Genomic DNA, 25,818 nt, shown 5'->3' with positions numbered 1-25,818 from the left:
CTAATTATCTAATTTCTTCTATAAAAAACATATATGAAACAATAGCTTACTGATCATCGCCAGTACCCCCACTCAACTGGGGGTACAGTGGGGGTAGTGGGGGTATTTGTGGGGGTAGCCACCAAAACCCATCATGCCAGCCGTCGTCCACACTCACCACCTCTCGCGCTGGGTGCGCCCGCAGCGCACCCTCTCGAACCCAGCCCTCACCCCCTCCCGCAGACGTCCAGCCCTTCCCCAGCGTTGCCAGCCCTCCACGGCGCCTCCGGCGCCCGCCTCTCGCCCCGGGCCCGCCCGCGTGCGGCGCGCGCGCACCCTCGCCGCCAGCCAATCCGTCCGCTCCCCCCCCATCACAACAACCCCGATTTAGCGATAGGAAGCCCGCAGGACGCGAGAACAGGCCCAAGATGACCGAAACCACATCTCGGTCATCCAACCACACCAAATCGCGTCCTAATCCGATCCGCATCGGTCCCCGGTTGGCCATTCCGGTCCACACCACGGGTCAGCCCGGCCCTGACCTTCCCCGACGAGGCCGCGCCTGCAGCAAAATCATCTCGCATCGGAAACGCTGGATAGTTCCGCCTCTTCTGTCCTCAGGCTCAGACAACCGCAAGATTTCGGGGACAAGCATCAGCCATACCCCACCGCGCCCCGATCATTCCGGAACGATGGCCACCACCTGGCGCATCCAGTCTTCCCGCTGCGCCGGGGTCATGAGTTCCCACGCGATGATGAGGGCCTGCAGGTGCTTGGGGACTCCGCTGGTCCAATCGCCGCGCAGGCCGCGGGAGACGTTGATCGGGTCCGTCCCCGCCAGTCGGGCGAGGTCTTTCTGGTGGAGGCCCGAGGCGTGAGCCCGCAGTCCCCATGGCGAAGTCGGTGTTTTTCCCATCGTGGACCGATTATGGAACGGGAAATAACTAATGCAACATATATAATTCCCATTGATTTTTATTAATGCAGCATATATTATCTCATCATCGAAACCACCCGTCGCGGGTCCCTTCCCTCCAGCCCCCTGTTTTCCTGCCCCGCCCGCGATCAGCCGCAACCGCGCCCCAATCCAGGGAGCAGGAAAATGAAGCACGCCCTATTCGTCAGTACGGTCACCGCCTTCCTGGGCTTCACCGCCCTAACCTCACCTTCCGCCCATGCCGACGCAATCGGCCTGACCGTTGCCCCCACCCGTCTGGTGATCGCCGACGGCCAGCGCTTCGGCGGGACAATCCTGGTCGCCAACCGTTCCGACCAGCCCATGCGTTTCCGGGTGCAGTTCCGGCCTTCCTCCGCCACCGAGCCCGATCCGGCGACCTGGCTGAAGGCCGCCCCCCGCTCGATGCTGCTGGCCCCCGGCGAGGCCCAGACCATCCGCATGATCACCCAGGTGCCGGCCGGCTTCACTGGTGAGCGGCGCGCCTATGTGGCCTTCATCCCGATGCCGGCCGAAGAAGTCGCCGATCCCCAGCTCGCCAGCGCCAGCCTTAGCGTTCTGACCGCCCCGGTGATCCCCGTCATCCTGCGGGTCGGCGTCGCTGGCGAGCCCCAGATCCTGGTCGACCAGCAGGTCAAGGCCGGCCCCGACGGGCTGCTGACCGCCACCGTCCGCCGCCCCGACGGCCAGCCCGCCGTCTCCAGCCATGGCGACCTCGCCGTCTGCGACGCCGCCGGCCTTTTGGGCCGCGTGACCGCCACTACCCTCTGGCCGGAAGTCCAGGCGCGGGAATACACGGTCAAGCCCACCCGCGAGATCGCCGGCCCCACCTGGGCGACCTGGATCCCGCGCAAGGACAGCCCCACCACGACGCGGGCCTGCCAACGTCCCGCCGCGCAACCGGCGCGCTGAGCCCAGCCCCCTCCCCTACTTTTCCATCCCTGTGAGCGAGGCACGTCGTGGCCGTCCGCCCCCTCCATGCCCTCCTGGTGGCCGGTTCCTGCGCGCTCGCCCTCTCGACGGCCGCGACCGCCCAGGACCGTCCATCCTTCCTATCGCCCGCAGACGATCTGTCCGGCCCCGTGGAGCTTTCCATCGACGGTGCCTCCGTCGGCCTGGTCGACGCCCTGGTCGGCGAAGACGGCGAGCCCTACCTCCCCATCGCCGCAATCGCCGCCCTGGCCCGCCACCGTGTCCTCTCGGAAAGCGCCGACCTCGTTGAGGGTCAGGGTCCGAAGGGTCGCTGGCGTGTCGATGCGCAGCACCTCGCCGCCGACAGTCCCAACGGTGCCATCCCGATATCCGCCGGCAACCTCTCCGTCAGCGGGGGCATGCTTTTCGTCCAGTCCACCACCGCCGCTTCCATCCTCGGCCTGGAGATCCGTTTCGACCGGCGCGCCATGGTCCTTTCCATCCTGACGGGCAAATCCTCCGCCCGCCTGCTCCGCCGGGAACCCAAGCTCCCCGTGGAGCGGGGCCGTGAGGTCAGGGCTCTGCCCAACTATGAGGTCGGGGCCGACATCTCCACCGATGGCAGCCTCAGCCTGCGCGGAGCTGGTGCCGGCTACATTCCCGCCGGCAGGCTTTCGACCTCGATCCTCGCCTCCCTGGCCGGCGACCCCGGACATTCCATCACCTCGGCCCGCCTCACCGCCGAAGCCCGCGACCTGCTCCCCGGGTCCCTCGTCCAGGCCGGCGACGTCCATCCCTTTGCCGGCACCCTTTCCGCCCCCGCCCGCGGCGGGCTTGGCCTTTACCTACGGCCCGACCTCTCGACCTCCAGGTCCGGCCGTGTCCCGTCGGGCGACGCCCCCGCCGGCTGGACAGCCGAAATCTCCACGCCAGCAGGTATCGCCGCGACAGTGCCCGTCGACGCCTCCGGTCGCTGGACAGCGCCCGACGACATCACGCTCTTTCCCGGCCAGAAGGTGGACGTCACCCTGCGCGGCCCCGGCGGCGAGGAGTGGTATGAAACCTATTCCGTGCCTGTTGGCGCCACGCTGGCCCCTGGCGAAACCTCCTATACGGCCGCCGCCTGGCTTGATGATGGCCGCCTCCTCGACCAGGCCCAGGGCCGCTCCGGCACCCTGGCCGCCTTCGGCGAGCTGGAGCGTGGTTTCGACTGGGGCTCCCTGCGTACATCCCTTGCCCACCGCCCCTACACCAATGTCAGCCGCCAGGAATTCTCCGCCGGCCTTTCGACCGGAGCCGGTACCGTCGGCCTTGAAGCCGACCTCGGGGCCGCCAGCACCGGTGCCGTGGCCGGGCGGATCATCCTCTCGGCGTCCGCCGGCAGCTGGTCGGGCATGATCGACCATCGCCGCGCGTCCGACGGTTGGGCAATCGATGGCATGGATCCGGCCCTGGTCCAGACCCGTATCCGGGCCGCCGGTCGGCTGGGTGACACCTCGCTGTCCGCCACCTTTGAGCAGCGGTCCGGTTCCCGCGATGTCATCCAGGTGATGGCCGGTCGGCAGGTCGGGCCCTTCTACGCCCAGGCCACCATTGAGCAAGGCCGGTATGGCCAGGGCCTGCGCTTCGGGCGGATGCTGTCCTGGTCCACCCACGCCGCCGGCGGTCCCCTCATTGTCCGCGGCCGCTATGTCGGCCGGGAGTCCTTCGTCGACGCGACCTGGCTCGGTCCCGACGGTTCCCGCCAGTTCGCCGGTATCGGCAAGACCACTGCCGGCAACTTCCGCGCCTATGCCGGTGCCAGCCACGATGTTGGCGCCTGGCGCGTGTCCGGCCAGCTGGAGCGCCAATCGTCTGCCTGGTCCCTGCGCCTCGGCCTCTCGACCTCCTTCGGCGGCGGCCCCCTTGTCCGTCCCGCCAGGGCCGGCGAGCTCTCCCGGCTCACCGTCAGCGCCTGGATGGACCTGAACGCAGACGGCCGACGCGATCCAAACGAGCCCGCCGTTGAAGACGGCCCCCCGGTCACCGTCAACAACATCGAGGGCACCCTGCTCGACGGCCAAACCTCCTTCCCCGTCACCGCTGGCAACATGCGCGTCTCTCTCGCCGCAGACGGCATCGCCGGCGGGATGGTCTCCCCCTATCGACCCCAGCGCCTGGTGTCCGTGCGCCCCGGTTCGACCACCATCGTCGAAATCCCCGTAGCACCCGCAGGCCTTGTCATGGGCCGCGTCGAGGGAAGCGGTCGTGTTGCCGGTCGCCGTGTGACGGCCCATGGCCCTGGCGGCCGCGCCATGTCCGCTGTCACTGACCCGGCCGGCGAATACCTCATCGACCGCGCCGTCCTCGGTCCCTGGACCATTGAGGTCGAGGGCCTGCCACCCCAGCGGATCCTGCTGACCCCAGCCGATCCAGCACCCGACCTCCGCCACCGGCTCCCCCCAACGGCGGAAACCCCCACCACCTCCCCGGAGACATCCCCGAAATGATCATGAAGCGCCTGTCCGCCCTCCTCGCCGCTACCCTTCTCTCGAGCTGCACCGCCTCGCCCACCCTGGCCGCCGCCGGCATCGGCATCCCGACAAGCATCACCCTGGTGCCCGGCCTGACCATCGGTTCCACGACCCCATTGGCCGCCGGCACGATATCCAAGCCCTCCAACACGGGAATCACCGATTACCTGACCGTGGGCATCGGCGCCGGCTGCTCGGCCAATGTCACCGCGGGCTCCTCCCTCTCGATCTTGGGGACGCCTTCCCTGGGTTCCGCCGTCATCACCGGTACGCCAGGGGCGGCCATCACGGTCACGACCAACAGCAACCAGACCACCCGGAACATTGCGGGTCCGTCTTCCACCGCCATGGAAATCGGCAACCTGGAGCATTGCCTGGACAGCGGCACGCCGATCAGCGCCGGCAACAACCTGACAGGCGCGATCGGCGCCGGCGGGTCCTCTACCCTCAAGATCGGCGGCCGCTTTGCCGTCAGTGGGTCCGCCCCGGACGGTACCTACAGCGGCTTCATCATGGTGCTGGTCGAGTATGAGTAATGGGAGGGCACATCCATGAAACGCTTCTCCTCCATCGCCGCGGCCGTCATGGCCAGCATCCTCTGGCCGTCCCCAGCCTTCGCCGCCGAGCCGGACGTCACCCTGGGCCAGCCCCTATCGTTCGGCTCCGTCGTCCATTCCGGGGCGGGGACCGTCGCCATCGGCACGGACGGCACCGCCGCCTATACCGGCGGCGTCGAGGCTTTCCGGCAGGGTGCCGTTCCGCGCGAAGCCCGGGTGGCCGTCACCGGAGATCCCGGCCAGGCCCTGACGATCACGATCGCCGGGGGTGGAAGCACGGCAGCCCTCGGTTCCTGGACCATCGACCAGCTCGTCATCGCCGTGGACTCTGTCCAGTCCCCCGTACCCGAGCGCAGTGCCGCCGGCGGAATCCCGATCACCCTCTCGACCATCCCCGGCACCCCCGCCGAGGTCCGGATCGGCGGCCGTCTGGCCCTCCCCGCCGGCCAGCTCGACCCCGGCGCAACATCGGGCTCGATCCTGATCGAAGCGACTTACGAATGACCCTGCCTGCCCCAATTCCGTTGCCAACCCTCTTCCCCGGCTCCAAAAGGCCAGACCGGCCCCAGCTGCGCACCTCTCGACGCGCCGCAGGCGCCCCCTGCCCGGTCGGACAGCTTTTGTCGGCCGGAAGGTCCAGGAAACAGGTGACCCCATGCTCTCCCGCAGGACCTTCATCGTCGGCGCCCCCGCCGTCATCGCCATGCCGGCCTTTGCCACCGCGCCGAAAAGACGATCGTTGAGCATCGTCAATTTCCATACGGGCGAGTACCTCCCCGAGACTGTCTACGAGCAGGACGGGCTCCACGACGGTGAAGCCCTCGACAGGATATTCAGGATCTTCCGGGATTGGCGCCGGGACGAGTACGCGGTCGTCGATCCCAGGGTCCTGGCGATCATCTCCGATCTGCGGGACGCCGTCCGCGCTTCCGACCGGCCCGTCCACCTGATCTGCGGGTACCGGTCACCCGAGACGAACCTGCGCCTGGCGCTGCAGGGTCGACACGTGAGCCCGGACAGTCTCCATACCAAAGCGATGGCGGCCGACCTGATCATCGAGGGGGTGCCGCTGGAGGCGATGAGAGCGGCCGCCCTGGGCATGAAGCGCGGGGGTGTTGGGTTTTATCCGCCCGACCAGGGTGGCTTCATTCATGTGGATTCTGGGAGGGTACGGTCCTGGTGATAGGCGGTAGCCGGAGCATACAAGATCGCCACCGTCGCTGGCTGGTCTCGCGGCAACAAGACACAACGTTTGCTACTCGTTTGCGTCCGCGCGATGACGCGCCGCGCAAGCTTCGCTGTTCACGCAGAAATGCACAAGACTGCTGCCTCCAGGTACATGGGCTGGGGTCTGCCGATTCCCCCACTCACCCACCTCTCGATCCCGGGCGCCTGAGGCGCCGGGGGAATGGCGCCATAGCGCCATGGTGCCTACACGCGCCTTGCATGCGCGACCTGGCAGCCCCCGCCCACGCGCACAGCTTCTCGACCCGAGGGCGCCAAGGCGCCCTCCCCCTTTCCCGGTTCACCCCTCACCACACCCACCACTGTCAGCCCGCCCATTCCCCTTCAGTGCCAGCCCGGTTTCCTCCCCCTCCCCGCCATCCGCCCTGTGAACAAGTTCCCCGCGATCAGTTGCTTCGTGCGAGCTTCGACCGCCCTCCATTCCTCATCGGTCATGCCCTGCAGGAATGTGTCGAGGCCCACCGTCATCGCGTCCTCCAATCTCCGGCCAGACCTTGCTGCACCTCCACCTATCCAGTCGAGGCGAAATCGGGCGGGGTGGTCGGGCCTGAGATTATCCTTGTTTCGGGTGTGATGGACTGTCATCACCGAGCCGGGTGCGGAGCAGAATACATGGAATGCCAACGTCCGCATTAGGCCCGCACGAAGAACATTCGGCTATGGCAGAGGTGCACATGCGCCACCTTGACCGTCGTCGTCGCCCCGTTTAGCACCACGATGTCGTGGCTCCAGTCAAACTGATAGGCCTCGTCCGACGCGAAACTCAGTGGCACATAGGCATCGACACTGCTGGAAACCCGACCCTGCCGCCATGCTGGCGCGCATTGCGGCGCACCATCGTAGCTGCCAGCATAGCCAAGCGCCTGCAGTTCCTCATGGATCCGGATCAGTGTCAGCCGTTCCCGCGCCGCCTTGGCCTCGTTGGCCAACAGCATGCGGTCCAGCTCACCGGTCCATTGACCCAGCTGTGGTCGGGGTAGCACCGTCCGCTCATAATCAAAGGCCGTCGCCCCAGACGCGGAACCTTCCGTACCGTGTTCCGCGATACGCCAAGGTCCCGCGCGATCTCCCGGATACCCTTGCCCTTGACCAAAGACTCACGCCGGATCCGCCCGATGGTTTCCACGATCAGCATCCTCCAGCCCGCCCAGATCAATTCTCGATCCAGGCAGTCAAACAGCCATGAACAGCAGGGTCAAAGTCGGACGCCTATAACCCCGATTTACGGGTTACTTTTCCACACCGGATAACAGTCAGAAGCTGCATCAGCTTCGGTAGAGACAAAGGCCGGCTGAACAACACGTTGCCGATAACATCTGTTCCCCAAACCTGAATATGCCCCTTGCCCAGATCGATCGCCAGCAAATGTGTCGCCTCCATGATGACCGCCGGCGTGACGCCCGTCGGAAACCATAACCTGGAAACCAAACATCCCAAGGTGAAGGGGCATCAACACCATCAGTTCAGTTAGAAGGATGGCGGCTCTGCTCCGGCAGACCATTGCTGAAACTTGCTGGTCTGGCCGATGCCTGGATTGAAGCAGTTGCACGGGTCAAGGGTTTGATAGAACTCAACCAGGGACGCCGGTGCAGCATAAAGATGGCCAAATCCATGTTCTGCTGGGTAACGCGCGCCGCGCTTGTCCAGTTCCCCGAGCATCCGCTGCTCGACCGCATGTGGATCGTGCCCCGGACGCAGCACATAATCCTGATGCAGGACATGGCACAGAAAATGGCCATAATAGATCTTCTTGTCGATCATCGCATCCAGGTTAGGAGGCAACTGTTCAAACCATTCGCGATCATTGCGCCGCAGCGCAATATCAAGTGCTACCATACCGCCAGTCTTGCTCCCCATGATAGTGCAGTAACGAACCACGGCACCGGCTGCCGCGAACCGATGCAGGAAAGCCTTCTCCGCCTCCGCTGTGGTGCATTCGAAATAGGCCTCATCGTCTGCCTCCGTTGCCGCCCCCAGAACGCTGTCCAGCAGCACCTGCACCGCTGCGCTATTATCTGCACTGACCTTCAGCATCAGGTGATGGTCATAACGTTCGTGAAACTGGTTGAGGCGGCGGGGCAGGTGGTTTGGAAACAAGTGGCTGATCCACTGAAGCAGCCGGTCGGCCACGTTACGAGGGGACATGCCCAGTATCCGCGCCGCCTGATCAGCCAAGGATTTCAAGCGGAACAGGGTTTTCATCCGTCTGGCACCGAACAGGCGTATGGCTAGGAACGTGTCTTTCCCATAGGTGGCGGCCATCGCATAGGCATCGCGATGCATATACTCAGCCGCGATGGGCAGTTCCTGCAGGCGGGTCAGCAAAGCGATCCGCAGGTTCGTCAATGTCTGAGGTCGGTTGGTGCCGATATAGAAGACCCTGGTGTCGCGTTGGAGAACGAACGTATCCAGCCGCACGGCGAACATGATCAGCTTGCCCGCACAGCCGGACACATCCCTAAGCCGTGACGGGTCTGCGTTGAACCGGGCGGGCAGGTCGGAGTGAATATCTCGCACATGCTGATCATAGCCGTGGTCGGATGCTGGCCCCGCATCAGGCTCGATGTCGCCCGGACCATATTGCTCCGTCTCTAGTCGATGCAGGATTGTTTCTGGATCATCGCCCAACGCAATGCCCAGCCTGTTCACCAGTACTAGGGTGCCATTACTCTCCACCCTGGCGAACAGCGCGAGTTCGGTATAGGCCGGTCCCCGCTGTACCAAGGCGCCGCCGGAATTATTGGCGATGCCACCAAACACCGACGCGCCGATGCAGGAAGAACCGATGACCGAGTGCGGCTCCCGTCCCAGCGGCCGCAGCCTTTCCTCTAACTGTGTCAGGGTGGCGCCGGGCAGACAGATGACCTGCCGGCCCTGTTGGATGATCTGAACGATGTTAAGGCGCGTGGTGCTGATCAGAACGATGTCCCGGTCATACCCATCCCCATCAGGCGTAGAGCCGCCGGTCAGACCCGTGTTTGCCGCCTGCATGATGATGATACAGCCGGCCTGTATCAAGGTCTGTACCACCTGCCACTGTTCAACCAGGCTGCCGGGCCGGACAACGGCCAGCACTGGCCCCCCACCGAACCGATAGCCGGTGCAATAGTGTCTTGTGCTGATGCCCTGTGTCAGAACGTAGCGGCGGCCAACAATGCAGCGCAGGCGCGAGAGCAGCCGCACGCGATCCTGTGGCGACATGTGCTTGATCATTCAGCGCTCCAGCCCAATGGTCTGCGGGTCCGCGCGGCGGTTACTGCGTCTGAACGACAGAATCGTCCATGCGATAATCACCCCGCAGCCATTGTACGATCTCAATAGCACCCGGATGTGGGTGGGCGCCGTAGCGATCCAACAGCGCCTGCTGACGGCTGCCCAGCAGATCCCGGGGAAATTCCTGCAATGTCAGCAGGTCTAGCGTGACCAGTGCCGCGAGTTCCGCGCCCAGCACCTGGGTTGCCGCTGCCCGAAAAGACACGCCATAGCAATAGTCACGCCCCTGCCGATAGCTCTCCGGCAGAGTCAGCATGGGAATGCGGGTCAGTACGGGCTGCAGGGCCGGATTGACGGCATGTCCCGTGATCCGATCCTTCAGGAGATCGCCGTGCCGCCCTGTGAAAGCCCGCAGATGCAGATGCTGGGACATGCGCTGCCCGTCATTGACGGGGTAATTGTCCCATAAAAGCGGCCGGCGGCGCAGCAGATCGGCAATCTTGTCCAGATGGTGTGGTGAGAATTCCCGCGAACATACCTCTTCCCCTGTCCAGAAGATGTCGATGGCGGGATCAAGAAGACGCCCCAGGCTTGCCAGGTAATCCGGCGGACGGGCCCCGAACACCTTGTCCAACACCGGGTCATCGGAATAATAAGTGGGGCAGACGATGATGCGGCTGGCGCCGGTACGTTCGGCGGCGGCGTTGATGATCCGAGCCTGACGTTCAGCCAGGTCCGGCAGATTGCCATCCATATCGTCGAACAGGATGGCCAGATCGTCGATCCCCAACGCGTCCAGAAAACGCAGTTTGGCCCCTAGGTCATCGGCCATGCCAGTGTCAAAGTCCTTGTAGGCTTCATAGGGGCTGAGGCCCACACCAAAACGCACCCCCGCGGCCCGGCAGCCAGCGCCGAACCGGGCGAGTTCGGCCATGGTTGCCTCGGGGTGTGGTGTGCGCCATTCCCGACGCAGATAGGTGTCTGCCTTGGGCGCATAAATATGGAACCCATAGCCATGCGGGGCCAGAAAGCGCATGGTTTCCGTCCGCTGTTGCCAAGTCCATGGGCTGCCGAAATATCCCTCAATAGTACCAAGCTGCACGTTGCTTTCTCCCTTCTGGCAATGCCGGGCATGTTCCGCCAGAACTCCCCAGTTTGACTCCGACAGGCACCCATGGACCTGAGTAATGTAGCCTTAAGTCTATATTTTCTTGTAAAATCAACGCTTTAAATATGAACGGAGGGAACCATCAGCCACTAGCCGAAGATCACGCCGTTGGGACCCGCCTTCTGCGCAAGCAGCACAGCGCCCTGTACGCCATCGCCATCCGGTGGCTTCAGCCTTTGCCGCAGATCGCTGCTCATCCAACCCTGGACTTCCTGTGACAAGCCGCCCAGCAGGGAGCAGACCGGTGCGCCTCGCGCCATCACCGTCTCAACCATCCGCCCGACTTCCACAGCCGCTTTCAACATGATGGAGCGGGCAAGCGGGTCCCCCCGGCTGGCCTGTTGCGTCACCAGGGGGGCCAAGGTAGCATAATGGGTAGGGGTGGCTGTATCCATCCATTGGATCACCTGAGCCGGCGCACCACCAAAACTGTCCATGACCGCGTCGGTCAGGGGTGTGCGGGCGATCAGCCCGTCATGGGCTTGCAGCATCAGCCGCACGGCAGACAGCCCGATATCCGCACCGCTGCCCTGGTCAGAAATCGGAAATCCATAACCGCCAACCCGAAACAGGTTTGCGCCGCGCTGACCCAGGCCGATGCTGCCCGTGCCCACGATGATCACGCCCCCGTCCGACCCTGAATGGGCGCCCAGCAGCGCGACATAGCCATCGCTGGTTATCTTGACCGAACCGAATTCCGGAAGCAGCGGTAGCAAGTCATCCAGATTGCCGGCCCGGCTGAAGCCAGCGATACCCAGTCCGGCCTGGCATTGGCTCAGAATGGTCGCATCGAGCCCTGCCGCAGCAACGGCTGCAAGGCAAGCTGTGGTAATCTGACTGGCCACAGCTATTGCCCCGAAACGCAGATTGGAAGGGCCGGCAACCCCTTCGCCCAACGTCTGACCATAGACATCCACCAACCGGGCACGGCATTTTGTCCCGCCAGCGTCAACGCCAAGGAAGTGTTGCATCACTTATACGGCCTTTCTGGTCTCCATAGACACACCCTGCAGGGAAGAGACCAGCAAGTGGTGGTCTTATTAAAGTGGTATTACACTTGGTTTCTGCGGTTGTCAATTGACACGTCGGATGAGGTCCTCCTGAGCGGACATATGTGTCAGTATGGCGGGGTTTTCTATGAATTTCAGGACATGCCATTTTATGGCTTGTAATGGTATTAAAATGGCCTTTATATGAGGCGTCGCGGCTTTGAACGATCTGGCACATACCGGTTTTCGACGCCTTGTCCATCGCCCCTTTCAGGCAGGCGCCTGTCGGCTGGTGTTGAGCTGCCCTACCCTTACCCGTCTGTTGAGGTTTACCGCCCATGAAAACAGAGTCAATCAGCGCCCGCTATCTGGACATGGATGCCTGGCCGACGACTGATGCCGTTCAGGCCATGCTGGAGAGCCAGTTCGATGCTGTAGCTGCTGTCCGCTCGCAGACCCAGGTACTGGCGGCTGCGTCCGATGCGGCGGCGGCGCGTCTGGGTGAGGTTGGGCGTCTGATCTATGTCGGGGCGGGCACATCCGGCCGACTTGCGGTTCAGGACGGGGTCGAACTGGGCCCGACCTACAACTGGCCGAAGGAAAGATCGGTCTTTGCGCTCGCAGGCGGAATGGGGGCGCTGTCGGCCAGCGCCGAAGATGCCGAAGACCGTGCCGAGCAGGGCGAGGCGGTAATCCGCGCGGCCCAGGTGGGACCGGCTGATGTCGTCATCGGGCTGGCTGCCAGCGGCACCACGCCCTTCACCGTAGCCGCCGTCGCGGTGGCGCGTGCTGCCGGCGCGCTGACCATCGGCATGGCCAATAACTCCGGAACCCCGCTGCTGCGGGCGGCTGAGTATCCCATCTGTCTGGAGACAGGGGGGGAGTTTATCGCCGGATCGACCCGGATGAAGGCCGGCACGGCCCAGAAGATAGCCATCAATATCCTGTCTACAGCCATAATGGTCCGCCTGGGTCGCGTCTATCGCGGCATGATGGTGGACATGCGAGTGTCCAATGAGAAACTACGTGATCGCGGGACCCGCATCGTCGTTGAGATCACAGGATGTGCTTTGCCGGCCGCTGCGGAAGCCTTGCAGCAGGCCGATGGCAATATTCGGATCGCCTGTCTTGTGGCGGTGGGGCTGCCGCTGGCGGACGCCCAAGACCAGTTGACCAACGCGGGTGGCAGCCTGCGTGATGCGCTTTCCGCCGCGCACCGCGCCCTGTCGGAGAATGGCCGGTGAAGTTTAATCTCCAAACGCGCTGGAATGACCATACGCCGCTCTACATCCAGTTGGCCAACCGGCTTCGTGACGGCATCCATGAGGGGCAGATCGCCTATGGTGATGCCCTGCCATCTGAACGGGTATTGAGCGAACTGACCGGGACATCGCGCGTAACCATCCGCAAGGCGCTTGACCAGCTGGTGGATGAAGGCCTGCTGCTGCGCCGCCACGGGTCGGGGACCTTCATTACGCCGCGCCCTGAACAGCCGGGCACCAGCCTGTCGGGATTCAGCGCCGATGCCGTGCATTGCGGTCAGGCGCCGGGGTCGATCTGGCTGGTGAAGATGGTGTCTGTCGCCACGGTGGACGAGGCGGCCGTACTGGCTTTGTCGGCGGGCACCCTGGTCGCACGGCTGGCTCGCGTCCGCATCGCGGATGAGGAGCCGTTGGCCATTGAACATGCCATTGTGCCTGTCGCCATGTTGCCGTCTATCGAGCTGATCAGTGACAGCCTCTATGCCGCGCTGGACCATCATGGTAACCGCCCGTCCAACGGAGTGCAGAAAATCCGCGCTTCCTTGGCCACACCCATTGAGGCCGGCCTTCTGTCCATCAAGGAAGGCGCGGAGGTGCTCCGAATTGAACGTCGGACCTTCCTGGCCGATGGCACACCGGTGGAGTTGACAAGGTCGGCCTATCGCGGTGACCGCTATGAATTTGTCGCTGACCTTCGCGATTGGTGCGAAAACAGCTAGGCCCAGGCATGGAAAAGCGTATGGACGAAACTGGGGCTGGGGATGGGTGCCCGATGCCGGTAGTCCCCGCCCCCACCGGTGGGACAGCGTCGCTGGCGCGTCTGGGTCGCCCGCGCGTCGACAGCCGGGCGCTGTACCTGATGATGCTGGGCTTTTCGTCAGGGCTTCCATATTTGCTGGCCTTTTCAACCCTCTCACTGCGCCTGGCACAGGCGGGAATCGAAGCGGCCCTGATCGGGTTCATGGCCTGGGTCAGCCTGCTGAACAATCTGAAATTCCTCTGGGCCCCGGTTCTGGACCGCTATCGCGCGCCGGGGGTCGGGGGGCTGTTGGGACATCGGCGGGGCTGGGCCGCACTGTGCCAGTTAGGTGTGGCAGGTGCCTTGTTCACCCAGGCTCACCTGGACCCGGCGACGGGGCTGCTGCCGGTGGCCCTGGTAGCTGTGCTGACGGTGTTCTGGTCCTCCAGTCAGGATATTGCCATTGACGCCTGGCGCATTGAATTGAGCCGGGATGCCGCTGAAACCGGTGTGTTGGCCGCAGCCTATCTCTGGGGATACCGGGCGGCAATGGTGGCAGGCGGTGGCGGCACCCTGTTCCTGGCAGGCACGGTTGGCTGGGCCCCCGCCTATACGGTAGCGGGGGGGGCCATGCTGGCGCTGTGCCTGGTCATCATGCTCGTTCCAACGCCCGGCGGGGGGGACGGTGACCGACCGGTCATGACCCCTTCCAAGGGGCTGGCCGGCGTGCTGGTCACGACCGGGGTGGTCCTGCTGGCCTCCGCCCTGATCCTGGCCGTGGGGTTAGCCGTACCCCGGGTGATGGCCCCGCTGGGCGGGGGACCGGGGCGGGGTGATATTGTGGCGGGTGTCGGGGCCCTCGCGCTGCTGCCGTTTCTGGCGGCGGCCCTGTCGGTTCCCTGGGTGCGCCGGTATGGCGCCACCTCCCCCCTAGCACGCAGCACGGCCACAGCCGGGCTTGTGGAGTTCATCGCTCACTATGGCTGGTTTGGATTGGTATTGCTGCTATTCACGGCCTTGTTCCGGCTGGGCGATCTGATGATGGCGGCGATTGGCAAGACGCTTTACGCCAATGTCGGTTTCACAGCCCAAACGGTGGGGGCGGTGGAAGGAACGCTGGGCCTGGCCGCGGCCATCACCGGTGTGGCGGTCGGGGGTCTGTCCGTCGGCAGGCTGGGGCTGCGACGTGCCCTGGTGGCCGGTGGGGTGACTGCTGCGCTTGGCAATCTGGCCTTTGCCTGGCTGTCGCTGTCGCCGCCCGACACCTGGCGCTTGGCACTGGCTGTGTTTCTCGACGGGTTCGGGAGTGGTGTGGTCTCAGCCGTCTTCATCGTCTTTCTGACCGGGCTGACCTGTCGTGCCCATGCCGGGGCGCAGTATGCCCTGCTGATTTCCTTTGCCTTTCTGATCCCGCAGCTGCTGGCCGGCACCTCCGGCCTGTTGCTGGATCAACTGGGTTACGCCTGGTTCTTCACCTGTACAGGCATCCTGGCCCTTCCCGCCCTGGCCTTGGTCATCCCGGTCACGGCCGCCCATGTGCACCGGTCGCAGGGTCAATCCCCCCCTCCAGAATGAGGTTTCCCATGCGTGTGCTTGGTTTGATGAGTGGCACCTCCCTTGACGGGATCGATGCAGCCATCCTGGAAACGGATGGGGAAACCCTGCTGGGTTTCGGACCTGCTGCCGCCTTCGACTATCTGCCGGATGAACGACAGGCGATTGAGAGTGCCATTGCCGACGCGCTGGCCGCACCGCATGCGGCCAGCCGGGCAGCGCTGCCCAGTTTTGCCGCCGCCGAAGCTGCGGTGACAGCCGCCCACATCCGGGCCATCGACGCGATGCTGTCCGGCCCGGATGCCGGTCGCATCGACCTGATCGGTTTTCCCGGTCAGACGGTGCTGCACCGGCCCGACCTGTCATGCACGGTGCAGGTTGGGGATGCTTGTGCGTTGTCGGCGCGCTACCGGATTGATGTTGTGCATGATTTCCGCAGTGCCGACGTTGCAGCCGGCGGGCAGGGGGCGCCCTTCGTGCCGCTTTACCATGCCGCACTTGCAGCCACTGCCGGGCTGGATCATCCGGTGGCCTTCCTCAATCTGGGCGGGGTTGGCAATGTTACCTGGATCGGTGGCGATGGCCGGCTTCTGGCCTTTGATACAGGGCCTGGCAACGGGCTAATCGATCAATGGATGGTGCAGCACGGTCTGGGTTCCTTTGATGCCGATGGCCGGCTGGCCCGGCAGGGGCAGATCAGCAGCCCGGTGATGGACCGGCTCATGCAGCACGCCTATTTCGCGCGCGCCGCACCCAAATCCCTCGACCGCTACGATTTTACCCTGGATGCGGTACAGGGGCTGGGGGCGGCCGACGGGGCCGCTACCCTGACAGCATTCACAGCGGTGTCGGTTGCCGCCTCGATCCCCTTGCTGCCCGCCCCGCCCAAGGCCTGGGTCCTGTGCGGCGGTGGTCGGCGCAATGCCACGCTGGTGGCCCGCTTGACGGAGGCGTTGGGCGCGCCTTGCATCAATGCCGACACATTGGGCTGGCGCGGCGACACGATTGAGGCCGAGGCCTTCGCCTTCCTGGCTGTCCGCTGCCTGCGCGGGCTGCCGTTGAGCGTACCCGGTACCACCGGTGTTCCCCAGCCACAAACCGGCGGCCGGATTGCGCGACCCCCGCACTGATCCCGGCCTTCACCCTTCCTCCCCCGTCGCGCACATCACGGTACTGCCGGGCGCGGCGGACTTACCCTGCGTGCCGGTTCGCCGACATGCAGGGCCTTTTTCACCGATAGTCTACACATTCACGCAGATCGGCCACGAACTCATAATGGTCACCGCGATAGGCCGACCGTGTCAGCTCAACGGGAGTGCCGTCGGCCAGGAAGGTCCGCCTTTCGATCCGCAGCACCTCGGCCCCCTCGCGGATGGAGAGCAGCCCTGCCTCAATCGGTGTTGCCAGAGAGGCACGGATCTTCTGGATGCCCTGCACCGGCTTGTTGCCCTGGCGCTCGAGAGCGGCATAGAGGCTATCGCCGATGGTATCCATGGGGGGCAACAGCGAAAGAGGGACGATGGCATGTTCAATGGCCAGCGGTTCATCATCGGCCAGCCGGACGCGGGCCAGCCGTGCGACCTGCGTCGCAGGCGATATGGCCAGGACCATGGCCTCATCGGCAGTTGCTGATGACACGGTCTTGACCAGCCAGATGGATTTCGGGGACTGTCCACGATGGATTGCGTCGGCACTGAACCCCGACAGAGTGGTGCCAGCCTGTTCAAGCTGGGCAGTGATGAAGGTACCGGAGCCATGGCGGCGTTCTAGAAGCCCCTCCTCCACCAGCTGATCAATGGCCTTGCGTATGGTCACCCGGGACGTGCCAGTTATTTCGCTCAATGCCCTTTCGGAGGGAAGCGCTTCCCCAGACGTGATCTGGCCTTCGCTAATGCTGTCGCGGAGCTTGTTAGCCAGTTGGATATACAGTGGCGTGTAGTTATTCCAGTCGGAATTGAGCGCTAACTTCACCGACCACTCCTTACACCGGGCTCAGGAAACGTAAAATTCTATGCGGTCTGCCCCAATAATGCCAGCACCAAGGCCCCAGGCCACTTGACAGCTAATCTAATACCAATATAGTTCCACATAGCAACGAAATGAGACCACTTGGCCCGGCCATCATGGCGCAGAGCGGGGGATTCTGGCTGCCAGCCTCGGCCGTCATCGGCGGCGGTCCGGCGCATTGTGACAGGCCTGTCTCCGGCCATGCCAGTCACTGACCAACCAGTTTTGCACGGCCACAGGCGGCGGTTCTGCGGGGCCTGTCCCTGTCCATCCGTCCGGGTTCACGCGAACAATCAGGGGAGCAAGCGGAAATGGCGTCAGTTCATCATGACAATAAGGCCCACCTGGACAGCTGGTATGCCAATGCCTCCAACTGGTCCAAGGCCATCGCCGATGGCGCGATCCCCAGCCGGCGGCTGGTCACGGATCAGGCCATTATCTCTGCCATTCTGGAGGGGCCGGCAACGTGCATTCTGGATGTCGGCTGCGGTGAGGGCTGGCTTGCGCGGGCGCTGACGGCGCAAGGGCGCCCGGTTGTCGGCGTCGACGCCGTGCCGGCACTGATCGACAAATGCCGCGCCCTGGCCGGGGGGGTGGATACCTACCACGTTGCCTCATATGCCGATATCATCGCCGACCCGGACAGAATCGGCAGCGGTTTTGATCTGATCGTCATGAATTTCGCCCTGATGGACGAAGATCCGCGGCCGCTGCTGTCGGCATTGCGCCGCATTGCGGCGCCCGGTGGGCGGATGCTGATCCAGACACTGCATCCCGGGAGCCTAGACGGGCCATACGAGAACGGGTGGCGTACAGAAACCTTTGTGGGGTTTGAGGGCGAAGCCAACTGGACACCAATGCCATGGTATTTTCGGACCATCGCGTCCTGGGTGGATGCCGTCGCGACCGATTGGCACCTGACGGCTCTCAAAGAACCATTGAACCCCGTAACTCGCAAGCCCGCCTCCCTGATCCTGATGGCGCGGGCATAGAAGGCGGCCGGCCAACCCTTCTGTAGCAGCGCTGGGACGCCCAGCGGAGGAGGCCGGGTGGTCAATCCCGACGTGGCGATAATGCCACGCTATAACCAAAGTGGTTTTAATTGGTATTGTTCTGTCTTTACATCCGAACAGAACTGAATGCATGCTTGGATCGCGTCGTTCGGGGCGTGTCTCGGCAGGCGAATGATGGAAGAACAGGAGGGACAATGGGTAAGTATTCAACAAAGGCTCTGCTGGGGGCAACGGCTCTGGCAACCTGTCTCACAATGGCCCCGCAGGCGCAGGCGCAGGGTGTAGCCGGTCCCGCAGACGCTGTGGTGCTGGAAGAGATTGTGGTGACCGGGTCGCGTATTCCGCGTGCCGAGATTGTCTCCACCAGCCCGATAGCCGCGACCTCGCAGGAGCAGATCCGCCTGGACCGCGCACTGACGGTGGAGGATTTCTCCGTCAAGCTACCGCAGCTGGCCGGCGGCGTGAACGCCACCTCGGCCGGCAGTGATGCCTATGGTGCCCAAACCCTTGATCTGCGAAATTTCGGCCAGAACCGCACCCTGGTGCTGATCAATGGCACGCGCGCCGTGCCGTTCAGCTTCCGCAATGCTGTGGACGTGAACTCAATTCCCGCCCCGCTGCTGAAGCGCGTTGACGTTTTGACCGGCGGTGCCGCCGCCGTCTATGGTGCCGACGCTGTGGCCGGTGTCGTCAACTTCGTAATCGATACCGAGTTCGAGGGCTATGAGGCCGGTGCGACCTATGAGCATGCCAAGGATGGCGGGGCGCAATATGGCGGCTATGCAACCGCCGGCGGCACCATCGGCGACCGCGGCCATATCGTTGGCTATCTGGATTATACTAGGCGTGAGGTACTGCGGGCTGGTGATCGCGCCTTTGCCCTGGACCGTCCCGGTCTGGTGCCGGGGGCGGGCGGCAATTTCACCGATTTGGCCAGCGGCCGCACCTTCTCCTTCACGGATGCTGGTGCGTTCACACTGACCCCTCAGACATCCAACTTCACACCAGATTATATCTTGATCCAGCCAATGGAGCGTTACAACGCGTCCACCTTCTTTGACTATGAGCTGGCGGAAGGCGTGACCGCCTATGGCCGGGGCATGTTCACCAACGTGCAGACCACCGGGTCCAGCCGTTCCGGCTCTCAGCCGGTGGCGGTGAACGAGGTCGTGGGCATCCGTCAGGATAACCGATTCCTGCCGACCGAGGCCCGCAACCTGTTGACCTTCGTCAATGGTGTGGCGCAGGTGCGTGTGAACAGGTCGCTGGGCGAACTGGGCATCATCACGGCCGATACCGAACGCAACACCTATCAGACGCAACTCGGCTTCAAGGGTGACCTGACCGGTAGCACCAATTGGGATGTCTACGCGCAGTACGGCCGTACAGAGGAAGAAACGACCGTAAACGGTGATGCTATCCGCAACAATGCTGATGGCACCAGCCGCTTTGCCGCCATCGCCAACACCGTGGACATTTTTGGCCCCGGTGCTGATCTCAGCACCTTCGGCCAGAGTTTCCAGCGTGATATCCGGGCACGTGAACAGTTCGTGACGGCTGCAACCCTGGCCGGCACCAGCGCCGACCTGTTCGAGTTGCCGGCGGGCCCGCTGGGTTTTGCCGTCGGCTATGAATACCGGGATGAAAAGGGGACGGTGGCGCATGATGCCGCCCTTGGTCTGGGCCTGTCCTATCGCCAGGGAACCGAGCTGCCGGTCAGCGGCTCTTTCTCCTCCAACGAATTCTATGGTGAAGTGCTGGTGCCGCTGCTGGCCGACATGGACTTCATCAAGGAACTGAATGTCGAGGCGGCCTATCGCACCTCTGACTATTCCAATGCCGGGCGGTTTGACACCAACAAGCTGGCATCAACCTGGGTTGTTGATGACAATATCCGCTTCCGCGGGTCGCGGCAGAAGGTCATCCGCGCCCCCAATATCGGGGAATTTGCGGCTCCCACCTCGTCCATCCCCTTTGCCAATCTGGTGACGGTGGCGCGCCTGAACCCACGTTACGCGGGCGATCCCTGTACGCTGGGCACCGGCAATGCCGAACAGTGCCGCCGGTTCAATGCCCCCGCAGCCGGCAGCTACAATTCACGCGATGCTGCCAACTTGCGTGGTAGTTACTTCTTCGGCGGCAATCCCGATATCAAGCCGGAGCGGGGCGTCACCTACACCGCCGGCACCGTGCTGACCCCGGACCTCTTGGACGGGTTCACGGCCACTGTTGACTGGTATCAGATCAAGCTGAAGGACGCGGTCGGCCAGATCCAGCCCATCGACGCCCTGACCAGCTGCTATATTACCAACCCCGTGGCGGATAATCCGCTCTGCGCAGCGGTTACGCGCGATCCGACCACGGGCTTCATCCTGAATGGCTTCCCCGTCGACCGCAACCTGGGCGTCATCGAACAGAAGGGCCTCGATATCAGCGTCAGCTATACGATTGACCTGTCTGAGAGTGCGCTTGGTGAGCGGCTGCGACTGGCATACCAGGGTAATATCGTGACCAAGTACACGATCCAGCGCAACGAAGTGTTGCAGCCGGTGGATTGCAAGGGCACCTATGGCTTTGCCTGCTCGTCCGACGCCGTATCGCTGGTCGCCGCTGATTATCGTCATCGCGTCTCGGCGGCCTGGGATGTGGGTATGGTCACGGCGCAACTTGGCTGGCAGCGCATCGGCGGTTTGCGGGACAGCGCCGCCGGCAGCACGGGCCGTATCGGGGCCAAGGATTATTTCGACCTTGCCCTGTCGGTCAAGCCGCTGGAGACGCTGACGGTCAATCTCGGTGTGGATAATGTATTCAAGACTGACCCGCCGACCCCCACCAATGCTGGTAGCTTCAACACCTATCCCGACACCTACAACATCATCGGGCGGACTATCGGCATCTCAGCCACGCTTCGTTATTGATCACCGGCACCTGCCGCGCCGGTATCAGGTCTGACAGAATGCAGGCGCTTGTGTCGGTCGGCAGGCAACAGGGTCGATAAGTCTTGTGAGGAGGAGGGCTTTGAATTCCAAGGCCTTCCTCTTCTGTCCTTCCGGCCATGGTTATGTCCTGATGTGCCGGGCGGATATTACGGAGACATGTAAATGGAACTTGAGTTTACCATTTTGGACTGGTCGATCCTGCTTGGGTACATCTTGATCATCGCCGTTGCCGGTATGTGGTCGTCTAGATCAAAGTTGGAGAACGCATCGGATTACTTCCTAGCCGGCCAACGAGTACCCATGTGGCTTGTCGCCATCTCCGTCCTGTCCGCCACACAATCGGCCGCAACCTTTCTGGGGGCTCCAGATTATGGTTATCGCGGCGACTATACTTATCTCACCAGCTATCTCGGGTGTTTGGTTGCAGCCTTCATTGTTGCCAAGGTGTTGATGCCTCGCTTCTATGCGGTGAATGCCTCCACGGTGTATGAACTGTTACGCCATCGTTACAGTGCCTCCGCCATGCGGGCGGCTGGAGGGATGTATCTGGTCGGGCGGTTGTTCGCCAGCGGCGCCCGGCTCTATCTGGCCTCTATCGCTGTTTCAATGATCGTCTTCCTGGATATTGAACCGCAGGACATTGTACTTTCATCTTTGATTCTCGTAGTATTTGGCTTGGCCTTCACTTTCATCGGTGGCCTTCGCGCCGTGATCTGGAGCGATCTGGTGCAGGTGGTGATCTATGTCGGCGCTGCAATTGCCGTACTGATCTTTCTGTTGAACCTGATCCCGCTGTCGATGGGGGAGATTGTCACGGCGCTGTCCAGCACACCGAGTGGAGAGGACAAGCTGCGGTTGTTCGACCTATCGCTGGATTTTTCGGCGCCATTCACCCTGCTGTCGATCGTCACGGGCTTTGCCTTGCTGAATGTCGGGAATTTCGGGCTGGACCAGGACACCACTCAGCGGTTGCTATCTTGTCGCAACCATGGCGAGGGCAGCCGGGCGCTCTATGTTTCGGTTTTTGTTGCCGTCCCGGTTGTATTCATTTTCATCTCCATCGGGTCCCTGCTCTATATATTTTACGATCGGCCGGATTTGATGATGCGGGTCGGCAGCGGGGTTAGCGGCGAATTCAATGGCGAGAAGATCACCATCTTCATGCATTTTATCCTGAGCCAGATTCCGCCGGGTCTGCGGGGGTTTGTCACGGTGGGGGTGATTGCGGCGGCGGCCGTGAATTCCGGTTTGATCTCCATGTCATCCGTCCTCATCCAGGATTTCTACCGCCCCTGGATGGAGGCGCGTCAGCAGATGAAGCCAGAGGCGCATTATGTGCGTGCTGGACAATTCAGCATGCTACTACTGGGTGGTTTGTTGTTCGGGATGTCCATCGTCTGTTACTACTGGCAGCAGTATAGCGATGCCCCGTTGTTGGAGTTTGTACTTGGGGTGATGACCTTTGCCTATGCTGGGCTGCTTGGCGTCTATTTCGCGGCCGTGTTCACGCGGCGCGGGTCTTCAGCCTCGGTGATGGCAGCACTGGTCACAGGCTTTCTGGCCATTGTGCTGCAGCAGGATTACATTGTGGATATGTTGGGGCTTCCTGCTGCCTGGAAGTCGTTGGCCTTCCCCTGGCAATTGCTGATCGGCATTGCCGTCTCGTTCCTGACCTGTATCAGCGTGCGGACGCAGCCTGGAGCGGGGCTGTCTGACTTGCACGCTGGAGGGGTGTCCGGCGTGAAGTAGGGTGCTCCGACCTAGATGCGGTATGGGGCTGGGCCCAGAGTAGCGGCTTTGGTGGCTGTCCTCCAGAGTGATGGTGTTAAGCAACGGGGTCTTGATCGGCCCGAACATCATCGGAGGACAGCCATGGAACACTACGCCGGCATTGACGTGTCCTTGGAACAGAGCAGCGTTTGCGTGGTTAACGGACAGGGCAAGATCGTACGCGAGGGCAAGGTAACTAGTGAGCCCGAGGCGGTGATGGCGCGGTTTAGGGCGCTGACGCAGACCCCGGCTCGGATTGGACTGGAGGCCGGACCGCTGTCGCAGTGGCTGCATGCCGGTCTGACCGCGGCCGGGTTCGAGGTGGTGCTGCTGGAAACCCGGCATGTAAAGGGCAAGTGTCAGCTTTTCCACACGTCTTTTTTGTTTTTGAGGCGTTTGGCGGCGGCATTTCTGCGGTTTGCGATGCGGCGGAGGGCTTACTGCATCGGGATTTCGTCGATGGTGTCTGGATCGTACTCGTCGAGCCATTCGGCGATTTCGGCATGATCGGGATGGTCTGTGTCGGCCAGGATGGCGAGCATGTGTTCCCAATTGCCCCCGAAATCATACAGGTAATCGATGCGGGTGCGGCGGGGTTCCAGGATGTCGTGCAGGCGGACCTTGGTAGCGTCATAAAGGCGACCGGTTCCCCAATCCTCGTCGGATGGCAGGCCATTGCGCCGATCGTCCAGGGTGAATTCCCAGATATGATAATCGAATCAGCCCATGGCGACCTGGACGATGTCATGCGGCACCTTCAACTTGACGGAGGTGGGTACCTCCAGTTCACGCCAGATCAGGGGATCACTGCCCTTCAACTCGATGCGCAGGGTGGCGATCTCGTGGAAGGATGTGGCACTGGGGGATGGGTCGGCATGGCTCATGCCGGCGATTGTAGCGCCGGTTCCCGCCAGTTCCACGGGAGACGTTCGTCCAGGCGGTTGATCGGATGGCCCCTGGACATGCGGTCGATGGCACCGGCCAGCCAGGCCTCCGGGTTCAGCCCGTTGAGCCGGTCCGTCTCCAGCAGGGTGTAAAGGTTAGCCGCCCGCTTGCCGCCGACCTCGGAGCCCAGGAACAGAAAATTCTTCCGCGTCAGGGCGATGGTGCGCAGGCTGCGTTCGGCCGGGTTGTTGTCGATGCCGATACGGCCATCCCCGGTATAGAGCAGCAATGCCGTGCAGCGACCGAGCGCGTATTGGATGGCCTTGGCCAGGGCGGTCTTCGCCGATAGGCGGGACTATCGGGAATTCCGTGCTTGGCTGAGCCATACTGAAGTTAAACGTGCTTCACGATCGCACAACGCAAGGACCCGATGATCCCCGATGCGCTTCCGCCACATTGCGGCGAACCGGCACAGTCAATTACGCAGCCCCAGAATTCCCTGTGGCGCCCAGGTCGCCACGGGTTGTAGATTCCCACCGGCCATCCCAATCGCTCTAGGATTTGTAATGCCCCGTCGCTCAAGGAATGCCGCCGCGAACGCCGCCGAGACATTGATCGAAACCCACGCCGCCGGTCGCATCCGCCTGAGACGCGCCTTGCTCGGCATGAGCCAGTCTGACCTGGCCCGCGCCCTCGGCATCACCTTCCAGCAGGTCCAGAAATACGAGCGCGGGTCCAACCGGGTCTCCGTCGGCAAGCTCTATCGGCTGGCCGACATCCTCGACGTGCCCATGATGTTCTTCTTCGACGGCTTAGAGGACGCCGGCCAACGGCCCGTTGCAAGCACCGACACCCTTGAGCAATCAGGCATCCTGTCCCGCCGCGAGCTGGATCTGCTGCGGGCCTGGCGTGGCGCGCCGCCCGAGGTCGCCGACACGGTCTCGGCGCTGCTGCGGGCCATTGAGCCGGACCGGCAGGCTGAGATTGTCCCGGAAGCTGTCCAGGCCGCCACGCCGAAGTCAACGCTGACCCCTGAGCCCGCACCGCAGCCTGCCGCAGCCGAGGCTGCTCCGCCGCCGCCCCCAGACGAGCATGAAGCTCCCCCTCGCCGCCGCGGCCGGCCGGCGGGCTCCACGAACACGAAGCCGAGCAAGCACCGCCGCCCGACCGGCGCTGTCTGGAATCCTGCCGACATTCGCAGTTACGACGACTGACGCGGGCGCAAGGGCGAGGCTGAACCCCGAGGCACAACAAGAGTCTGGGCCGAAAGGTGACAGGGCTATAGGTTGACGAGTAAGTCGCTGCTTCAGTCATTCCGGGCGGACCATTGTTTGCCCAAGAGTCCAAATCGCCCGCAAAATCCCCTCTCTTCACCTTTCGGCCTCGGGCGCTGCGCGCCCTGCTCCGGAGGCGCTATGGCGCCTCCTCTATTCCGGCGCCAACGGCGCGCCGGGGGAATGGCGCTCACGCGCCGCAGTGCCTTCACGCGCCTTGCAGGCGCTTTTTGGCAGCCCAAGGCAAGTTCCTACAGGCCTACGCCCCCTTTGTCCCGCAAACGGTGGCTGACGAGATCCGTCGGCACGACCACGGCGGGCGTCTGATATTTCATGTTCCAAGGCTTCCCAGTAATGTGAGGCACCGGGCTTGCCGTGGGGGACGCACGGCGTCTCGCCGTACGTATGGCCTCCCCAATAGTCCCCGCGCCGGAGGCCCTGCCTTGGGCCTTGGGGCCGGCAACGTCCGGATGGGATCGGCCTTGCCCGGTGCCTACCTCGTCAAGCCGCAACGGTGAGCCTGTCAAAAGGCATCAACCGCAGGGCCAATCCCGGATCCGGTTGCAACGTCACCGACGCGATCGGCCGCGGCTCATCCGGTCCCGCCGCCTCCATGCTGAATGACGACGCGAACGTCGCAGCGATGATCTGGAGCTCAAGGAACGATACAGCCACTCCGACACAGGCCCTGGGGCCGACGCCGAACGGCAGGAAGGCATGCTTCGCCGATGGCGGCGATCGGTCGGCGAGCCATATCGACAGGTCGTCGCTTCCATCCCACCAACGCGGATCACGGTGGAATAGTGAGCTGGACCCGTATGGCTGGACAGGTTTGGTCGGTCGT

At 63.2% G+C, this 25,818-nt stretch carries 21 protein-coding genes and 4 pseudogenes; 14 read left to right on the top strand and 11 right to left on the bottom strand.

Annotated elements, in window-relative coordinates; genetic code table 11:
* Positions 1-658: 658 nt before the first annotated feature.
* On the bottom strand, positions 659-1,054 hold the full coding sequence (locus CHU95_RS00405) for a hypothetical protein (protein WP_094452608.1): 396 nt from the start codon (positions 1,052-1,054) through the stop codon (positions 659-661).
* A gap of 27 nt (positions 1,055-1,081) precedes the next feature.
* Here CHU95_RS00405 and CHU95_RS00400 point away from each other — a divergent pair, with 27 nt between their 5' ends.
* Positions 1,082-1,846, top strand: a complete 765-nt coding sequence (locus tag CHU95_RS00400) for a fimbrial biogenesis chaperone (protein WP_094452606.1) — start codon at positions 1,082-1,084, stop codon at positions 1,844-1,846.
* A gap of 140 nt (positions 1,847-1,986) precedes the next feature.
* Here the strand turns inward: CHU95_RS00400 and CHU95_RS22630 are convergent, their stop codons facing one another.
* The gene (locus CHU95_RS22630) at positions 1,987-2,199 is read right to left on the bottom strand and encodes a hypothetical protein (protein ID WP_207762325.1); all 213 of its coding nucleotides are present in this window, start codon (positions 2,197-2,199) and stop codon (positions 1,987-1,989) included.
* 66 nt (positions 2,200-2,265) lie between these two features.
* On the opposite strand from CHU95_RS22630, the gene CHU95_RS00395 reads away from it, so the two are divergent.
* From CHU95_RS00395 to CHU95_RS00380, 4 genes are all read left to right on the top strand, one after another.
* Complete coding sequence (locus CHU95_RS00395) at positions 2,266-4,335, top strand: hypothetical protein (RefSeq protein ID WP_133065355.1); 2,070 nt, start codon at positions 2,266-2,268, stop codon at positions 4,333-4,335.
* Complete coding sequence (locus CHU95_RS00390; RefSeq protein WP_094452603.1) at positions 4,332-4,895, top strand: DUF4402 domain-containing protein; 564 nt, start codon at positions 4,332-4,334, stop codon at positions 4,893-4,895. The genes CHU95_RS00395 and CHU95_RS00390 overlap by 4 nt, the downstream gene beginning before the upstream one ends.
* A gap of 15 nt (positions 4,896-4,910) precedes the next feature.
* Positions 4,911-5,420, top strand: coding sequence for a DUF4402 domain-containing protein (locus CHU95_RS00385; RefSeq protein WP_094452601.1), 510 nt, complete (start codon positions 4,911-4,913; stop codon positions 5,418-5,420).
* A gap of 151 nt (positions 5,421-5,571) precedes the next feature.
* On the top strand, positions 5,572-6,099 hold the full coding sequence (locus CHU95_RS00380) for a peptidoglycan L,D-endopeptidase MepK (protein WP_094452599.1): 528 nt from the start codon (positions 5,572-5,574) through the stop codon (positions 6,097-6,099).
* Between the two features lie 697 nt (positions 6,100-6,796).
* Here the strand turns inward: CHU95_RS00380 and CHU95_RS22765 are convergent.
* The 4 genes and pseudogenes from CHU95_RS22765 to CHU95_RS00360 all read right to left on the bottom strand — a co-directional run.
* Positions 6,797-7,296 (bottom strand): annotated as a pseudogene (locus CHU95_RS22765) (IS21 family transposase); the annotation flags it as partial.
* A gap of 332 nt (positions 7,297-7,628) precedes the next feature.
* Positions 7,629-9,374: a D-lactate dehydrogenase gene (gene dld / locus CHU95_RS00370; RefSeq protein WP_094452595.1), complete on the bottom strand. Its 1,746-nt coding sequence runs from the start codon at positions 9,372-9,374 to the stop codon at positions 7,629-7,631.
* A 40-nt stretch (positions 9,375-9,414) separates the two neighbouring features.
* Complete coding sequence (locus CHU95_RS00365) at positions 9,415-10,476, bottom strand: beta-N-acetylglucosaminidase domain-containing protein (protein ID WP_094452593.1); 1,062 nt, start codon at positions 10,474-10,476, stop codon at positions 9,415-9,417.
* A gap of 155 nt (positions 10,477-10,631) precedes the next feature.
* The gene (locus tag CHU95_RS00360) at positions 10,632-11,513 is read right to left on the bottom strand and encodes a glucosamine kinase nucleotide-binding domain-containing protein (protein WP_094452591.1); all 882 of its coding nucleotides are present in this window, start codon (positions 11,511-11,513) and stop codon (positions 10,632-10,634) included.
* Between the two features lie 356 nt (positions 11,514-11,869).
* Here CHU95_RS00360 and CHU95_RS00355 point away from each other — a divergent pair, with 356 nt between their 5' ends.
* From CHU95_RS00355 to CHU95_RS00340, 4 genes are read left to right on the top strand one after another with little or no spacing between them, the layout of a single operon-like run.
* The gene (locus tag CHU95_RS00355) at positions 11,870-12,775 is read left to right on the top strand and encodes an N-acetylmuramic acid 6-phosphate etherase (RefSeq protein WP_094452589.1); all 906 of its coding nucleotides are present in this window, start codon (positions 11,870-11,872) and stop codon (positions 12,773-12,775) included.
* Positions 12,772-13,512: a GntR family transcriptional regulator gene (locus tag CHU95_RS00350; protein ID WP_094452587.1), complete on the top strand. Its 741-nt coding sequence runs from the start codon at positions 12,772-12,774 to the stop codon at positions 13,510-13,512. Before CHU95_RS00355 ends, CHU95_RS00350 begins: the two co-directional genes overlap by 4 nt.
* Before the next feature lie 53 nt (positions 13,513-13,565).
* Positions 13,566-15,107 carry an AmpG family muropeptide MFS transporter gene (locus CHU95_RS00345; protein WP_094452585.1) on the top strand — a complete coding sequence of 514 codons (1,542 nt, stop codon included), beginning with the start codon at positions 13,566-13,568 and terminating at the stop codon, positions 15,105-15,107.
* 8 nt (positions 15,108-15,115) lie between these two features.
* A complete protein-coding gene (locus CHU95_RS00340; RefSeq protein ID WP_094452583.1) occupies positions 15,116-16,216 on the top strand; it encodes an anhydro-N-acetylmuramic acid kinase in 1,101 nt (366 codons plus the stop codon).
* Between the two features lie 100 nt (positions 16,217-16,316).
* On the opposite strand, the gene CHU95_RS00335 is transcribed toward CHU95_RS00340, so the two are convergent.
* Positions 16,317-17,057, bottom strand: coding sequence for a GntR family transcriptional regulator (locus tag CHU95_RS00335; RefSeq protein ID WP_094452581.1), 741 nt, complete (start codon positions 17,055-17,057; stop codon positions 16,317-16,319).
* A gap of 347 nt (positions 17,058-17,404) precedes the next feature.
* On the opposite strand from CHU95_RS00335, the gene CHU95_RS00330 reads away from it, so the two are divergent.
* The 4 genes and pseudogenes from CHU95_RS00330 to CHU95_RS00315 all read left to right on the top strand — a co-directional run.
* On the top strand, positions 17,405-18,085 hold the full coding sequence (locus CHU95_RS00330) for a class I SAM-dependent methyltransferase (RefSeq protein WP_094452579.1): 681 nt from the start codon (positions 17,405-17,407) through the stop codon (positions 18,083-18,085).
* Between the two features lie 215 nt (positions 18,086-18,300).
* On the top strand, positions 18,301-21,024 hold the full coding sequence (locus tag CHU95_RS00325; RefSeq protein ID WP_094452577.1) for a TonB-dependent receptor plug domain-containing protein: 2,724 nt from the start codon (positions 18,301-18,303) through the stop codon (positions 21,022-21,024).
* 183 nt (positions 21,025-21,207) lie between these two features.
* Positions 21,208-22,794 carry a sodium:solute symporter gene (locus CHU95_RS00320; protein WP_094452575.1) on the top strand — a complete coding sequence of 529 codons (1,587 nt, stop codon included), beginning with the start codon at positions 21,208-21,210 and terminating at the stop codon, positions 22,792-22,794.
* A 123-nt stretch (positions 22,795-22,917) separates the two neighbouring features.
* A pseudogene (locus CHU95_RS00315) lies at positions 22,918-23,166 on the top strand (IS110 family transposase); the annotation flags it as partial.
* A gap of 86 nt (positions 23,167-23,252) precedes the next feature.
* Here the strand turns inward: CHU95_RS00315 and CHU95_RS22760 are convergent.
* From CHU95_RS22760 to CHU95_RS22990, 3 genes and pseudogenes are all read right to left on the bottom strand, one after another.
* Positions 23,253-23,699: pseudogene (locus CHU95_RS22760) on the bottom strand (plasmid pRiA4b ORF-3 family protein).
* A complete protein-coding gene (locus CHU95_RS22995) occupies positions 23,696-23,842 on the bottom strand; it encodes a transposase domain-containing protein (protein ID WP_281255136.1) in 147 nt (48 codons plus the stop codon). The pseudogene CHU95_RS22760 and the gene CHU95_RS22995 overlap by 4 nt, the downstream one beginning before the upstream one ends.
* 36 nt (positions 23,843-23,878) lie before the next feature.
* Positions 23,879-24,040: pseudogene (locus CHU95_RS22990) on the bottom strand (IS66 family transposase); the annotation flags it as partial.
* Positions 24,041-24,266: 226 nt separating this feature from the next.
* Here CHU95_RS22990 and CHU95_RS00300 point away from each other — a divergent pair.
* Positions 24,267-24,914 (top strand): helix-turn-helix domain-containing protein, encoded by a 648-nt coding sequence (locus CHU95_RS00300; protein WP_094452571.1) that lies wholly within the window; start codon positions 24,267-24,269, stop codon positions 24,912-24,914.
* Between the two features lie 561 nt (positions 24,915-25,475).
* On the opposite strand, the gene CHU95_RS00295 is transcribed toward CHU95_RS00300, so the two are convergent.
* Positions 25,476-25,818 (bottom strand): cytochrome P450 (locus CHU95_RS00295; RefSeq protein ID WP_133065354.1); only part of this gene is annotated, 343 nt, incomplete at its 5' end.

Source organism: Niveispirillum lacus (genome assembly GCF_002251795.1).
GTDB lineage: Bacteria > Pseudomonadota > Alphaproteobacteria > Azospirillales > Azospirillaceae > Niveispirillum > Niveispirillum lacus.
The sequence above is the reverse complement of the archived record's forward strand: the minus strand, read 5'-3'. Positions and strand labels throughout refer to the sequence as shown.